Below are 14,619 nucleotides of genomic sequence, written 5' to 3'. Positions count from 1 at the left end.
CTTCAGACGGTATGTAGTTATAGACTATTCAACATGAAAAAGATTACTTGGTTCGTTTTTATTTTTAGCCTTAGCTGTCAATCTGCCGTTGCTGTTCAGCAGTCAGATGAAGAAGGTGAGGGCATGTGGCTGGATCAGTTTCGCAGTGGCCTGGGCTCATCTGTCGACGCTACAGCACGCTGGTTTGACGGACTATTTGGTGATGAAAGTATAGGTCGGTACGAACGTTCGTACGGACGGCTGTCGGTGGCGCCTCAGTGGGACCAGTATGACGGCTTTGAAGTGAAGTCACGTTTTAGAGCGCGAGTGGCGCTGCCTAAGCTAAAAGAAAACTTTTCAGCCTTTATTGGCCGAGTGGATGAAAACGAATTTCTGGATGATGATTCTGCAGGCAGGCCTTCTGTTATTCGCTCACCGCAGTCTGATGAGGAGTGGCTGGTGGGTCTGGGTTTTGACCCGGAAATTAATGAGGCTCATAGAATGTCATACAGCATTGGTATTCGCGGGGGGTTACGCTTTGATACCTACGCCCGGGCGCGTTATATGACGGGTTTTGTTTTTTCTGATAACCAACAAGTTCGTACTCAGTCTTCCGCTTTCTGGAGGGACAGCGACGGTTTCGGCGTTGCACAACGGGTCGATTACGAAGCCACGTTAACCGATACCTGGCTTGTTCGCTGGGCCTCGATAGGAACCTTTGCCGAAGAAACTCATGGACTGCGCTGGAGCAGCACGGCACGTCTGTATCACCTTTATGGTGAGGATAAAGCCTGGGCAACCGAAACCTGGATAGAGGGCAATACGGATCATGCTGTGCCTATTCAGGACTATGGCGTACGTTTTTTAAATCGCCAGCGCTACTTGCGTGAATGGTTTTTTGCCGAAGCCTGGGTTGGCTACCACTGGCCTCGTAGCGAAGTTACAGAGCAACGCAGTGGCCAGTGGTTAGTCGGTATTGAATTTGAAGTTCACTTTGGAACCGATAACGCTTACATGCCCGATCCGGAAAAACGTAAATCAAGCACCAGCGGATCATGGTCTGAAGAACGGAAGGGGCCGTCAGAAAAGTACGTCTCATCACGATAGTCGTAAATCCATGGCTCATCTGCGTTAAAGGGTAAGTGGTAAACTCCCTCAACCTTACTTTCCAGCGAATTGGCTACAAAGATATGATCCAGAGAACCCGCCTGACTGTCATATACATAAGAGTAATCTGTAGCATCCGAAGGGTTATGGAAGCCATTTTCACTAAAGTAGCGAATAGGGTCTTCATGGTAATAAGCGTTGAAGTCGCCTAATAACACCGGGCTTGCTAATGACTCTTCAGAAATCCATTCCAGCAGCTGCTGGGATGATTTAAGACGTAAGTCATTCCAACAGGCCTGGCCATCGTTCTTATTGCTATTAGGACTGTCAGAGTCTTCCGGACAGCTGCCTTTCGACTTAAAGTGATTAACAATGACGCTGAATTCGCTATCTGTGTTTCTATCAATAAAACGCTGTGCTAGTGGTGGTCTGCTGCCCCATGAAAATGGGCCCTGACGAGTGAGGAGTGCGTGTGAACTCGGCTTAACCCGTTTGGGTTGATAAATAATACCAACGGTAATTTGATCCGTACCAATTTTTTCAGCCCGGGGCTCAGCAACTTCGTACTCTTTGCCGGAAGCTTTTTCCAGTGCTTCGACCAGTTGGAATATAGCACTACGCTCACCAAAGCCATCGTTTTCGAGTTCCATCAAACCGACAATGTCAGCATCAAGAGCGGTTAATGCGGCAACAATTTTTTGCAACTGACGTTTCATTTGCTCCGTATTGTCTGCACCTCTTGGTGTGGGGAAGCCCTGGCCTGAACCATTTCCGTTAAAGAAGTTGAGAACGTTAAAGCTTGCAATTCGCACAGAATCATTGGCTTTTTCAGGTAACTGAGGCTGTTTGGATGAACTCTCTAACGTTAAATCTTCAGTTGGCTGAACTCTATACGCATTATTGAACTGACTGATGATACCGCTAAAACTGGCTATAGTGGCTCCTGAACGTAAGCTGTTTTGTTTGCCGTGCCAAAGGTTTGAAAAAGGTAAAGGGCTGGGTTCAACGACATTGCTGTTATCGTCCACCTGAAGTCGATTCAATTGATTCTCTTTAGCTTGACGTTTGGCGTCCTGGCCCGGCATAACGATTTGTGTTGGTGTCCATAAACGACCAGAAGACACATCAAAATAGCCATGGCGTGGATAATTATAATGCCCTGATATTGTTAACTCATTAGCTGAGGAGGCAGATAGCTTTATCGGCATACCTTCTAAAGCTTCTAACTCAGCCAGCGATTGAACCGGCAGTTTTAAGTCGGTTATGCCCGGGAGCGACTCGGCGTCACCACAAGTTGTTATGCTCGATATATCAACCAAAGACGTTAACTGCGAGCGCTCGGTGACCTTACCGGTTAGCTGCACTTGTTCACCGATATCGACACTGGAATGATGCTTTTCTGTAACGGCAAATAAACCTTCTGAGGTAGCAGGGTTATCATCCATATCTTCAGCAAAGCTGTGTATGAAAAAGCCGCTAAGCTGCTCATCGGTTTGCCAACTAGCCGTTACAATGCCGCGCACGGTGACTTGTTGGTCAATTAGACTGGACTGTTCGTTTTCCCCTTGAATTTGGGCTATAGGGGTAACTTCATTTTCATTGTCACAAATATCAGCAACCGCTGCGCCCGAGAAAAAGAGAACCGGTAGCAGAGTAAATAGTTGTTTGTTCATTTTAATTATCCAGTTTGTGATAGCTTCCAACTTCGAGCACGGGCGCTGCGTCCAGACGTTCTGCATCCATCATATTGGCAATTCTTTGCATCGATGAAAGCAATAGCGATTGCTCCCACTCGTCCAATGCCTGAAATTTCTCAATAAAATCTTCCTGAAGGGGCTGAGGTGCTTTCTCTAGTAGATTTAAGCCCTGTTCAGTAAGGTACAGAGAAACCCGGCGTTTATCCTGTTCACTTCGGTGTCTGTGGATGAGGTTACGGTGTTCCAGACGTTCGATAACATTCGAAACAGTAGCAGGACTTAAATTGATATTCTGCGCAACTTTACTGGCCGTAATGCCATTTGCGGCATTAATTTCACGTAAAATGAGCAGCTGAGGTCCTGTTAATCCGGAATATTTGTTGAGTTGTTTAGAATATAAGTCGATTGCACGAATGACTTTCCTAAGTGCCAGTAGTAACTCTTCATACTTTTCCATAGTTTCCCCGAAACCAACTAGTACCGTGGAGCTGACAGGTCAGTACGGCGAATTTGAACCACAACACCCAGCTTAGGGTGATCAAAGTAATGTGTCTCGTGACTGATAACCCGTCTTAACTGTGAGAAATAGAAACTACGCAGATACGGTGTTTGTTCGTTTGCGTTGTTTAAGGCCAGAGACGCCTGCGTTTCGATGTCGTTGGCGAGTTGTTTTATTTTGTCTTTTTCACGCAGATTAAATTCGCCATCAATATGCAGGTAATTACCAACCAGGAAAATATCGATGAGTCCATCGAACTCCCAAGCCAGGCTGGGGTGGCCTGCTGCTATTAAAGGAGGACGTACCGGTGTTCTTTCGTTTAACGGATTAAAAGGTTCTGAGCCTTGCTCTATAGCCGACAAAAGGTACTCAATATTATCCATCCGCTGTTTCTGGCTGGCGTTTGATAATGGCGTAGTAAGTTCTTCTTGTTCTCTTGGAAAGCCATTGTAGAAAAACGTTTCGCTGTAGTTTTTGCCGCCATAGAGTCGAAACTTACGACTTTCGCCACGTTTAAAAACGGGTTGGCGCCAGGCCAGGTGAAGTAACGGTTTACCTTGACCTTTGCGCTCCAACTCTTCACTAACAGGTGTTAGCTCTAAAACGTCTTTTGGCATTAAAAAAGGTTGTGAAGCTGTCTGAATGTCACCACCAGGGCCGTCAATGACAACCTCAGTATTACTGAGCTCTGACAACGCATGAACTGGGGCAAAAGGGTTTCCGGTAATGGGTATCCATTGGTCTTCGTTTTCATATTGGCAAGCAATATCAATTTGCCACTGATTATCTGAAAGTGGCTCGCAAACCGGCAAAGCGCTGCGAAGGCGGCGGTTCTGTAGGCTATGGTAACTGGTCAGCAAATCCCGGCTTTGATTAACGGCTATTGGTTGTATGGTCAAAGGAAAAGTCTCACCGGACTGGTCGGTGATGGTCTGTTTAAAGACCAGAACTTCAACTTCAAACCAGCGCCAGTAGTCTTTATCAGACTGAGCTACCGCATCAACAGACACTAATGTCATTAGTGCTGTTGTTAAACCCAGTACCGATTTTAATCCACGATGAACCAGCGCCATTTATTCACTCCTGTGTTACGCCGCCTGAGATTGTTCTGCAAATTCTTCTAACAGAGACTCTACCAGTTTTAACCGACTTTGAGTATCTTCCAGTGACTGACTTAAACGTAAACGGTTCGGGCCATCCAGTTTGTAGTAATTGGGCGCTTTTTGAATCAACCCTATAATAATTTCCGGGTTAATTTTTGTATCGTCGGCAAACTCAATAATGCCGCCCTGATTACCAATATCAATTTTACGGATACCCAAATGCTCGGCATTATTACGCAGTTGTGTTTGGCGCATCAAGTTCTTGGCTGCGTCCGGAAGTAACCCAAAACGGTCAATTAATTCCACCTGCAAATCATCCAGTTCTTTACTGGTTTCACAGTTGGCTATTCGTTTGTACAAGCTTAAACGGTTATTAACGTCTGGTATGTAAGCTTCAGGTAAAAGCGCCGGAAGTTTCAAGTCAATCTCAGCACGTTCATGCAGCAGTTGCGCAAGAGCGGGTTCTTTACCTTCTTTTAAGGCTTTAACCGCTTGCTCCAGCATGTCCATGTATAGAGTAAAACCAATGCTTTCAATTTGACCGCTTTGATCGTCTCCAAGTAGCTCACCGGCACCACGAATTTCTAAGTCGTGAGTTGCGAGCATAAAGCCAGCGCCCAGATCTTCAAGCTGAGAAATGGCTTCGAGGCGTTTGTGTGCGTCTTTGGTCATGCGTTTGGGATGTGGCGTCAATAGGTACGCATAAGCCTGATGATGGGAGCGTCCAACTCGGCCCCGCAGTTGGTGCATCTGTGCCAGACCCAGGTGATCCGCCCGATCCATAATAATGGTGTTGGCGCTGGGTATATCGATACCGGTTTCAATAATGGTGGTACAAACCAGCACATTAAAGCGCTGATGATAGAAGTCCGACATGATGCGTTCCAGGTCACGCTCACGCATTTGTCCGTGAGCAACCACAACACGCGCTTCCGGAACCAGGGTTTCAATATCGGCCGCCGTTTTCTCAATGGTATCGACATTATTGTGCAAGAAGTAAACCTGACCACCGCGCAGAATCTCACGCAATATGGCCTCACGAACAGTTGGCTCGTCGTATTCGCGGACAAAGGTTTTTACTGCCAGTCGCTTAGCTGGTGGCGTGGCTATAATTGACAGGTCACGAATGTTGTTCATGGCCATATTCAGGGTACGTGGAATAGGCGTAGCTGTTAGCGTCAGAATATCTACGTCAGCGCGCAGGCGTTTAATCGTGTCTTTTTGTCTTACACCAAAGCGGTGTTCTTCATCGACAATGAGCAGACCTAAGTCATGACACTTAACATTGTCTTGCAGTAACTTGTGCGTACCAATAACAATATCGACTTTGCCGTTAGATAAGTCTTCAAGAATGCCTTTTGACTGCTTGGCGGTTTTAAAGCGAGAGAGCACTTCAACCCGAATGGCCTGATCTGCAAAACGGTCGCTAAAGTTCTCATAATGTTGCTGGGCCAGCAGGGTGGTTGGAACCAACACCATCACTTGCTTACCTTCGTTAACGGCAATAAAGGCCGCGCGCATGGCCACTTCGGTTTTACCAAAGCCCACGTCGCCGCATACCAACCGGTCCATTGCCCGTGGCTGTTGCATATCCTGTTTCACAGCATCAATTGCGGCCTGCTGGTCAATGGTTTCTTCAAACGGAAAGCCGGCGGCAAAACGCTGGTAGTCTTCTTCGTTAATATTAAATGCATAGCCGGGCTTAGCTTCGCGGCGGGCGTAAATATCGAGCAGTTCTGCTGCAACGTCTCGCACTTTTTCTGCAGCACGTTTTTTGGCTTTTTCCCAACTGTCATTACCCAGTTTGTTTAAAGGGGCATGGCTTTCTTCACCGCCACTGTATCGGCTCAAAACATTCAGGTTAGCGACCGGAACATAAAGTTTGGCGCCACCAGCGTACTCAATGGTGACAAATTCCGTGGTGACATTACCGGCATCGAGTGTCGTCAGTCCTTGATAACGACCAACACCGTGGTCCAGGTGAACAACCGGCTGGCCAGCCTGCAGTTCTGCTAAGTTGCGAATGAGTGTATCGGCGCTGACAGTGGCTTTTTGCTGACGTCGGCGGCTTTGTACCACGCGGTTACCAAACAGTTCGGTTTCGGTGATAAACCAGAGTTTGGCATCGGGTAAATAGAACGAATTAATAATGGGGCTGATAATCAAACCGACTTGTTTGGTCGGACACTCTTCCAGGCCTGAGCAAAGCGTAACCGGAAAACCGAGCTTGCTGACAATTTCACGCAGAGCTTCACGACGGCCTGCGCTCTCAGCGGAAAGCAGAACCTTGTCGTTATTTGCTAACGCCTGTTCTAATTTGGTTTTTAGTTTGGCAAAAGGCTGTTTTTGCTGGTGATCCGCAGCTATTTCTGTAACGGCTTCTGTCAGAAACGGTGTCGGCCCGGGCTGTGCCATTTCTGCCGGTACGTTGGCTCGCACTCGACGGTACTGCTTGAAACCAGCATGAATATTATCGACCGGAAGAAAAAGTTCATTAGGGTGTAACAATGGCCGTAACGGATCAAACTGGCGTTGATCGTAGCGATGATTAATATCCTGCCAGAGGCGCTCCAGGCTTGCCTGAATATTGCCGAAGGTAACCAGTACGGTGTCGTCCGGAAGATAATCAAATAAGCTTGCTGTTTCTTCAAAAAATAGCGGAAGATAGTATTCAATCCCGCCGGGTAACTGACCCTTACTGACTTGCTGATAGACCGATTCGCGCTCAGTACTTGCTTCAAAGTGTTCGCGGTAGTTTGCGCGGAAGCGTTCAATTGCCGTTTTGGTTAACGGGAACTCGTGTGCGGGCAGTAAATTAATGCCCTCTATAGGGTCTTTCGATAGCTGAGTTTCCGGGTCAAAAGGCCTTATACTATCAACTTCGTCATCGAAAAAATCGAGCCGGTATGGGGTCTGGCTGCCCATAGGATAAAGATCTAAGATTGACCCCCGGGCGCTGAATTCACCATGTTCCATAACCTGGTTTACGTGGCGGTAACCTGCATTTTCCAATTGCTGCCGGAGCTTCAAGCTGTCGAGTTGCTGGCCTTTCTCAATTTGTAGTGCTTGACCCTGAACAAAAGACGTTGGTGCAATGCGGTGGAGCAAGGTATTAATACTGACAATCAGTGCGCCACGCTTAGCTTCCGGAAGGCGTGCTAACACACGCAAACGATCAGATATAATGTCCTGATGCGGAGAAAAGCTGTCGTAAGGAAGCGTTTCCCAGTCAGGGAAAAGCGTTATGTCGTCATGATACTCGGTGTGTTCACCGGCAAAATATTTAATTTCCTGTTCTAATCGGTAGGCCTGGTTAGCATCTGCAGTAACAATTAGCACCCGCCCCGGAGTCGCATCAATTAGCTTAGCAATGGCCAGTGCAGGGGCACTGCCGTGCAGTTCCTGCCAGGTGAGATCTTTATTCGCTGCCGGTGGGAAAGGGGGTCTTAATACAGATGCCTTAGTCATGACTACTCAACTGGTTTGGAAAAACGTCGGTATTATACCGAAATCAATCAGGATTTGGATGACAAGGAGTCGCTTTCTTTTTGTTCCCTGCGCTGTTTTGAACGTTCTTTAAGCTGGCGGCTTTGGGCATGAAGGCTGGCACGAATCAAGAGTTCCTGATCTTCCTCCCGAATTTGAGCAAAGCTAAGAGTGCAAAGGTAAGTATCACCATTTTCTTCAGGCTCTGACTTTTCAGCTCTCAGGTAGCAGTAAATTGCCAGAGCTTCTTCTTTGAAGAACAATTTGGCCTGGAACGTCTGGTCTTCTGTTAATGGCGAGTCATTGACAATACGAATCCCGCCGCCGCCATATTCAACACCCTCAAACCGGTACTCGGGGTCATCCTCATTACGGAGCATATAACCGAGTAATATGTTCATACGCTTGTGCTGCTGCTCCAGAAAAGCCACCAGCGCGCTACCTGACGACTGTTCAACTTTAATGCTTTGCAGTTGTTGCTGATCACTTTCAGCCATACTGGATGCAATAGTAAACAGTTCCGGGATCTCGGCAATAAACGCGTCTTCGTCCGGTATATTGTCAGCCGAATCTAGCGCAATTAAATTGACCGGGAAGTGATCTCTTACCGTGAAGAAATCTCCTATTGGCGATGTCATTGATGTCTGCGATTGCGTCATTGTTTCGGCTTTTAGTTGTCAGGCTCAATACAACTCATTATCCTTGCTCGTTATGAATTAGCAACCATCAAATAATTGAGGGTATATGTTTCAGCCGGTTGTGCTGTTTATTGGCCTGCGTTACAGCCGGGCAAGGCAGGGCTCTGCCTTTACGGCATTTATTAACCGCTTTGCTTTTGCAGGTATTGCGCTGGGCGTAATGGCGCTAGTGGTTGTTATGTCGGTTATGAATGGCTTTGAAGGACAGTTGAAAAGCCGTATTTTAGGTGCCGTGCCCCAGGTCACTGTAACGGATCCGGACAGTAGCACGCAGCTAAGCAACTGGCAGGAGGTTCAACAACAACTGCCTGAACTGGCGACAATAAAGGGTTCTGTCCCTTTTGTACAAACGCAGGGCATACTGCAAATATCGGATAAAATGTCCGTTGCCAACATACAGGGCGTCTACCCGGACAAGGGCGCATTGCCGCCTTCACTTACCGACAAGATGGTTGCCGGCAACTGGGAAAGCCTGGAACCCGGAAGGTACCACTTGGTTATTGGTCAGCGGCTGGCGCAAAAACAAGGTATCGCCCCGGGTGACACTGTCAGAGTGATTGCCGCGCAGGGTGGCGTTTATACCCCCTTTGGACTGGTACCTTCGCAACGTCGCTTTGTCGTCAGTGGTTTATTCGCTATGGGCTCCGAAGTTGATGAGTCGGTTGCGTTCGCTCACGGTGACGACCTGGCGCGATTAATCCGTCTTCCCGAAGGCAAAGTGACCGGCCTGCAGCTGTTTCTAAATGATGCCTTTGATGCCCCCCAAGTTGCTCAAACCCTGCGCAACCAAACCGAGTTAAGCGTTGATGATTGGCGCCAAAGCTATGGGCAGTTGTTTGAGGCTGTTGGCATGGAAAAACGCATGATGTGGCTAATGCTGGCCTTGATCATTGCCGTGGCTGCATTTAACACATTGTCTGCCCTGGTTATGGTCATAAATGATAAGCGCCATGACATTGCCATACTGCAAACACTGGGTTTATCTAACGGCCGCATTCGCACGGTTTTCTTACTTCAGGGGCTTTATAACGGCGTTCTTGGGTCTTTGTTAGGTATTATTTTAGGACTTCTTTTGAGTTGGTATTTAAATGACATTCTGGATTTATTCGGGGCTCATATAGTTTCAGGCACCGAGGAAGGCTTACCTATTATCATCAACCTTTTCCAGGTTACTGCTACGGCTGTTGCTGCAATTCTGTTAACTCTGGTGGCAACATTATACCCGGCTTCACAGGCAGCTCATGTTCAACCATCGGAGGCATTACGCTATGACTGACGCGCTGTTGCGTTGCTCAAAACTGAGTAAATCGTATCAGGACGGTAATAATGAAGTGACCGTTTTAAAAGATATAGACTTTAGCCTTCAGGCTGGCGAGATGGTGGCTGTAGTCGGAACCTCCGGCTCGGGGAAAAGTACTTTGCTGCACTTGTTGGGGGGCTTGGATAAAGCTTCCGGCGGACAATTGTTTTATAAAACTGATGAAATGACGCACTGGAAAGCCGACAAACTGGCGCAGTGGCGTAATCAGAACCTTGGGTTTGTGTATCAATTCCACCATTTGTTGCCCGAGTTTTCGGCACTGGAAAATGTCGCAATGCCGCAAATGATAGCGGGTAAAAGTCCGGCCGAGGCAAAGCATCAGGCAAAGCAATTGCTGACCAGAGTAGGTTTAGAGCATAGATTATCTCATCGGCCTGCGCAGTTGTCGGGGGGAGAACGTCAGCGGGTTGCTATTGCCCGGGCTTTCGTGAATAAACCTCAAATTGTGCTTGCTGACGAGCCTACCGGTAATCTGGATGGTGAGGCCGCAGAGAGTATTTATCAATTAATGCTGGAGTTGAATAAAGAAACCAACACGGCTTTTATTGTGGTAACCCATGATTTGCATCTGGCAGAGCAACTCCAGCGCGTAGAAGTCTTGAAGAACGGTGTTTTGCATAAGGAAGAAGACTAATGCGGCTTGCCTGGTTAATTGCCCGTCGCTTTCGTCAGGGAACAGCGAAGCAAGGCTTCTTGTCGTTTATATCGGCATCATCAACTATTGGTATTGCCCTTGGGTGTGCAGTATTAATTGCAGCACTGTCAATGATGAATGGCTTCAACCAGGTGTTACAGAATAAGCTCTTAGCGGTTGTACCTCAGATTGAATACAGTGCCGTTGAAGGGGCTTTGGATGACTGGGAGCTCGTGGCAGAAATTGCTGAGCGGAACCCTCAGGTTGTTGCTACCGCACCGGGTGTCAATGCCACGGTAATGGTACAAACCCAGTCGACATTTCATGGCATTCAGGTTCGGGGCGTTTCGGCAGAGCATGAACAAAAAGTTTCTTCTTTATCGGACTACGTCAGTAAGGAAGACTGGCAGCGCTGGCAGCAAAAGGGCGGCTTGCTATTAGGTGCGGGGTTAGCGGAAAAACTGGATCTAGAAGTAGGCGACTCGGTTTCGTTGTTAACCCCCGAAAAATCAGAACGAGGTTTTCGCTCTCCCGAGCGTGTCAGGCTGCAAGTGACGGGGCTTTTTCAGTTTGGTGGGCAAATTGATTACCACAACGCTTACGTTTCACTCGATACAGCGATAAATGAGCTGGATTTTGCCCGCGATGTCAGTTCTGTCCGATTGCGGGTAAAAGATGTGTTTTCTGCGCCGGCTGTGGCCAGACAAGTGGGTAATGAACTGCCTGAACTGGTGTACCTTGACGACTGGACGCGAAGTCACGGGCACTTGTATCGCGATATTGAACTTGTGCGCTGGGTGGTTTATCTGGTTCTTATTCTGGTTATGGCGGTTGCCTGTTTTAACATTGTATCGACGTTAATTATGACGGTCGCCAAAAAACGTAGCCAAATCGCAATGCTGAAAACCTTGGGTATGAAAGACAAAACCTTATTGCAGTCTTTTGTTCTGCAGGGGATTATGAATGGGTTGTACGGCGTTGTTATCGGATGTGTTTGCGGAATACTGCTGGCCCAACTTTTACCCAGTATTATGTTGACGCTGGAAACCTGGTTTAATTTTGATGTGCTTTCCAGCGATATCTACTTTGTCGGTGAAGTGCCTTCTGAATGGATTTGGTCGGATGTTTTTCTGGTGGCGGGGGTAGCACTGCTAATGAGCTTGCTTGCGACTCTTTATCCGGCCTGGAGAGCAGTGAAAGTTGAACCGGCTAAAGCTTTACACCAAAGCATTTAATTTTAAGGATTACGGCGGCGCCAGGCTTTGACCACAGACTGGCGCCACAACAGACGAATACCAATGTAACCAATAAAGCTGGATAACGTTCCTAAAACCAAACAGCCAAGCAAGAAAGCCGGACCTATGGTTGAAATACTGTGCATTAACCACTCCCAACTGGCTTCAAAAGCAAAGGGCTGTGGTGGTTCTGCTAACAAAGCATTTCCTACCAGGTAGCAAAGGTAAAACATGGGGGGCATGGTAATAGGGTTGGAGACCCATACCAGACCAACTGAGAGTGGCAGATTTACGCGAAAGGGAATTGCTGATGCTGCCGCTAATAACATTTGAAAAGGAACAGGTATAAAAGCGCAGAACAAGCCTACCGCAAAGGCTCCTGACGCCGAGCGTCTGTTCAGGTGCCACAAGTTTGCGTCATGCAAAAGGCTGCCAAATAAGCGGATCGCTTTTGACTCGCGCACTTTTTGGTGATCAGGCATTAACCGTTTAATGAAGCGTCTGGCCATAATGTGACGTTTATTACCTATCCTGTTACTGCCCCAAGGAAGGAGCAACGATGGATCGCTGGTTACTCGTGTTTTCAGGCGGAATTTTGTTCGCCTTCACTCACTCTGACATTAAATTCTGGCTGATTGTTTCAACTATCGCATTACTACTTTTGGCGATAGCTTACACCCGCATGGGGGCCGGCCCGAAAAAAGCAAAACGGCGATCGATCGCACGACTACTGATGGCGTTATTTTGCGGTATTTTATGGGCTAATGCCAACCTTTATTGGCAAAATATACAGGCAATACCGGCGTCTTTTCTCAATTCCGACGTTAAGCTCAATATCGAGGTGGATGAAATATCCCGGAGTTACCCTTACCACGTACGGATAACGGGCAGGGTTAAAACGCTGTCAGACAACGCGTTGCCTATTTGGAAGCAATCCAGAGTCCGGTTGAACTGGTACCGGGCGAATCTTAAACAAGCCCCTAAAGCAGGAGAAACCTGGCAGCTGGTTGCGCGCTTAAAGGAAGCGACAGACTATCGTAACCACGGGAGCTTTCGGTATCGACAATATTTGCTGCGCAATAACATACACGCAATAGGAAGTATTAAAGAGGGCGTTAAGCTTGATTCTGATATCAGTCTTCGGCAAAAAGTCTTTGATTGGATACAACAGAGTGATCTGAACGAACCCGGCATACTGGCTGCCTTAACTATTGGTGAACGCAGCTTATTGAGCCGACAAACCCGGGAAAGTTGGCAAAAAACCGGTTTGGCTCACAGCCTGGCTATATCGGGTTTACATTTGGGGATGGTTGCCGCTTCCGCTGTATTCTTTTTTCGCCTCTGCTTTCGCTTTCTCCCTGTTGGCCTGAAAACCAGAGAGCTCATTAACAGCCGTTTCTGGTCGCTAGTTTTAGCGGCTTTTGTTGTGACAGGTTATGCCGTTCTGGCCGGTTTTCCCGTGTCGACAGTAAGGGCGCTCGCCATGTTTTTGATCGTTCTTTTGCATCTGATGCTAAGCCTGAAATTAAGACCATTAAGTTTACTGTTACGAGTTACTGTTGCGGTACTTGTGGTTGATGTTTTTGCTTTGCAGGATCCGGGTTTTTGGCTTTCGATTACAGCGGTTGCGGCATTGTTTCTGGCAAGCTGGCGCTGGCAAAAAGCCCGTGGAAAACTCTCTGCTATTAAGAGTCTTTGGTCCGTGCAATGGTTGTTACTGGTGGTTATGGCACCTTTGTCGTTTTTGTTATTTGGCGGGTTTTCGCTGCTGGCACCGTTAGTTAACTTGCTGGTATTACCGGTTATAAGCTTTTGGTTGTTGCCATTGGCGCTAACCGGAACGGTTGCTGCACTTTTGGATTTAAGTTTTGCATCAACGCTTTGGCAATTAGCAGAGCTTCCAATTGTACATATGAATCCGTTTATCGGTTTTTTAGCAAAGCAGCCAGTAACCTGGTTGCAATTAGATGCGTGGCCTGTAAGCCGTGAGGCAAGGTTCGGTGGTTTGTTTGCGTTAATCCTCGTGCTGCTGGTGCCGCTTAAAAACACCTGGCAACGCACAATACTGCTTTTATGTTTGCCTCTTTCTGTTTTGGTGCTGCTAAATCAAAGAGACGGGAAATTGCGCCTTCACGTTCTGGATGTGGGGCAAAGCCAGGCTGTGGTGCTGGAGAGAAATGGCAGAGCCATGCTGGTCGATACAGGTATTGAATTTAATTCCGGTTTTAGTGTGGCCGAGTCGGTGATTGAACCGTTTTTGAATTACCATGGACTTGTTCCGGAGCTTGCGTTTATCAGCCACGGAGACAGTGACCACAACGGCGGCCGTGCTTTCTTATCAAGGCGCTATCCCAATTTGCAGTGGCAGGGGGAAGGCAGCGATAAACCGTGTTTAGCAGGTGATACGGGATACTGGAATGACTTACAATGGAGAGTTTTATGGCCTGCGCGGGAATATCAAGATTCACCCGCATTAAGTAAAAATAATCGTTCTTGTGTCTTACGGGTTCAATTCCGGGGTTTTACTGTACTTTTGCCCGGAGACATTGAAATGCCTGCCGAGAAAATGCTGTTAGAGCGGTTGCGAAGCCCTGCTGAAATAGAGTCCGATGTCATGCTGGTTCCGCACCACGGCAGTAAAACGTCCACCAGTTGGCCATTATTGCAGGCCGTAGATGCGGATATCTACTTGATAAGCTATGGTCGGCATCGTGGATACCGTTTTCCCCACCGATATACTCTGGAAAGACTTGCGCGAAAGAATCGCCCCTGGCTTGGGACGATGAAGAGTGGACAATTAACCATTGTGAGTGACGGCAGTACATGGAGTTTGGAGTTACCCTTTGAAAACAGGTAGAAT

General features: G+C 47.6%; 11 protein-coding genes. 5 read left to right on the top strand and 6 right to left on the bottom strand.

The window, feature by feature from the left end; genetic code table 11:
- Positions 1-33: 33 nt before the first annotated feature.
- A complete protein-coding gene (locus VBY75_RS03815; protein WP_224797550.1) occupies positions 34-1,086 on the top strand; it encodes a hypothetical protein in 1,053 nt (350 codons plus the stop codon).
- On the opposite strand, the gene VBY75_RS03810 is transcribed toward VBY75_RS03815, so the two are convergent.
- Genes VBY75_RS03810 through VBY75_RS03790 form a run of 5 tightly spaced genes read right to left on the bottom strand, consistent with a single transcriptional unit; the run spans position 990 to position 8,530 of the window.
- Positions 990-2,759: an ExeM/NucH family extracellular endonuclease gene (locus VBY75_RS03810; protein ID WP_416511114.1), complete on the bottom strand. Its 1,770-nt coding sequence runs from the start codon at positions 2,757-2,759 to the stop codon at positions 990-992. The genes VBY75_RS03815 and VBY75_RS03810 overlap by 97 nt on opposite strands.
- Position 2,760: 1 nt before the next feature.
- Positions 2,761-3,240 carry a MarR family winged helix-turn-helix transcriptional regulator gene (locus VBY75_RS03805; protein WP_054487334.1) on the bottom strand — a complete coding sequence of 160 codons (480 nt, stop codon included), beginning with the start codon at positions 3,238-3,240 and terminating at the stop codon, positions 2,761-2,763.
- Positions 3,241-3,257: 17 nt separating this feature from the next.
- On the bottom strand, positions 3,258-4,355 hold the full coding sequence (locus VBY75_RS03800; protein ID WP_222236829.1) for a CsiV family protein: 1,098 nt from the start codon (positions 4,353-4,355) through the stop codon (positions 3,258-3,260).
- Positions 4,356-4,370: 15 nt separating this feature from the next.
- On the bottom strand, positions 4,371-7,853 hold the full coding sequence (gene mfd, locus VBY75_RS03795; protein WP_222236830.1) for a transcription-repair coupling factor: 3,483 nt from the start codon (positions 7,851-7,853) through the stop codon (positions 4,371-4,373).
- A gap of 47 nt (positions 7,854-7,900) precedes the next feature.
- A complete protein-coding gene (locus VBY75_RS03790; protein WP_199494964.1) occupies positions 7,901-8,530 on the bottom strand; it encodes a PilZ domain-containing protein in 630 nt (209 codons plus the stop codon).
- A gap of 85 nt (positions 8,531-8,615) precedes the next feature.
- Here VBY75_RS03790 and VBY75_RS03785 point away from each other — a divergent pair, with 85 nt between their 5' ends.
- From VBY75_RS03785 to VBY75_RS03775, 3 genes are read left to right on the top strand one after another with little or no spacing between them, the layout of a single operon-like run.
- Entirely contained in the window at positions 8,616-9,845 is a 1,230-nt protein-coding gene (locus tag VBY75_RS03785) for a lipoprotein-releasing ABC transporter permease subunit (protein ID WP_416511110.1), read from the top strand.
- The gene (lolD, locus tag VBY75_RS03780) at positions 9,838-10,524 is read left to right on the top strand and encodes a lipoprotein-releasing ABC transporter ATP-binding protein LolD (protein WP_416511108.1); all 687 of its coding nucleotides are present in this window, start codon (positions 9,838-9,840) and stop codon (positions 10,522-10,524) included. The genes VBY75_RS03785 and lolD overlap by 8 nt, the downstream gene beginning before the upstream one ends.
- On the top strand, positions 10,524-11,759 hold the full coding sequence (locus tag VBY75_RS03775) for a lipoprotein-releasing ABC transporter permease subunit (protein ID WP_416511106.1): 1,236 nt from the start codon (positions 10,524-10,526) through the stop codon (positions 11,757-11,759). The genes lolD and VBY75_RS03775 overlap by 1 nt, the downstream gene beginning before the upstream one ends.
- A gap of 2 nt (positions 11,760-11,761) precedes the next feature.
- Here the strand turns inward: VBY75_RS03775 and VBY75_RS03770 are convergent, their stop codons facing one another.
- The gene (locus VBY75_RS03770) at positions 11,762-12,268 is read right to left on the bottom strand and encodes a DUF2062 domain-containing protein (protein WP_054487350.1); all 507 of its coding nucleotides are present in this window, start codon (positions 12,266-12,268) and stop codon (positions 11,762-11,764) included.
- A 50-nt stretch (positions 12,269-12,318) separates the two neighbouring features.
- On the opposite strand from VBY75_RS03770, the gene VBY75_RS03765 reads away from it, so the two are divergent.
- Positions 12,319-14,616 (top strand): DNA internalization-related competence protein ComEC/Rec2, encoded by a 2,298-nt coding sequence (locus VBY75_RS03765; RefSeq protein ID WP_416511105.1) that lies wholly within the window; start codon positions 12,319-12,321, stop codon positions 14,614-14,616.
- Positions 14,617-14,619 lie beyond the last annotated feature (3 nt).

Origin of the sequence: Idiomarina sp. HB (assembly GCF_048059115.1) — a bacterium.
Taxonomy (GTDB): Bacteria; Pseudomonadota; Gammaproteobacteria; order Enterobacterales; family Alteromonadaceae; genus Idiomarina; species Idiomarina abyssalis.
This window is presented reverse-complemented; position numbering and strand designations above follow the sequence as displayed.

Bases quoted from the DNA above. Each gene is read 5' to 3' on its own strand.
- VBY75_RS03815 (WP_224797550.1), top strand. From the start codon at position 34: ATGAAAAAGATTACTTGGTTCGTTTTTATTTTTAGCCTTAGCTGTCAA.
- VBY75_RS03810 (WP_416511114.1), bottom strand. From the start codon at position 2,759: ATGAACAAACAACTATTTACTCTGCTACCGGTTCTCTTTTTCTCGGGC.
- VBY75_RS03805 (WP_054487334.1), bottom strand. From the start codon at position 3,240: ATGGAAAAGTATGAAGAGTTACTACTGGCACTTAGGAAAGTCATTCGT.
- VBY75_RS03800 (WP_222236829.1), bottom strand. From the start codon at position 4,355: ATGGCGCTGGTTCATCGTGGATTAAAATCGGTACTGGGTTTAACAACA.
- mfd (WP_222236830.1), bottom strand. From the start codon at position 7,853: ATGACTAAGGCATCTGTATTAAGACCCCCTTTCCCACCGGCAGCGAAT.
- VBY75_RS03790 (WP_199494964.1), bottom strand. From the start codon at position 8,530: ATGACGCAATCGCAGACATCAATGACATCGCCAATAGGAGATTTCTTC.
- VBY75_RS03785 (WP_416511110.1), top strand. From the start codon at position 8,616: ATGTTTCAGCCGGTTGTGCTGTTTATTGGCCTGCGTTACAGCCGGGCA.
- lolD (WP_416511108.1), top strand. From the start codon at position 9,838: ATGACTGACGCGCTGTTGCGTTGCTCAAAACTGAGTAAATCGTATCAG.
- VBY75_RS03775 (WP_416511106.1), top strand. From the start codon at position 10,524: ATGCGGCTTGCCTGGTTAATTGCCCGTCGCTTTCGTCAGGGAACAGCG.
- VBY75_RS03770 (WP_054487350.1), bottom strand. From the start codon at position 12,268: ATGGCCAGACGCTTCATTAAACGGTTAATGCCTGATCACCAAAAAGTG.
- VBY75_RS03765 (WP_416511105.1), top strand. From the start codon at position 12,319: ATGGATCGCTGGTTACTCGTGTTTTCAGGCGGAATTTTGTTCGCCTTC.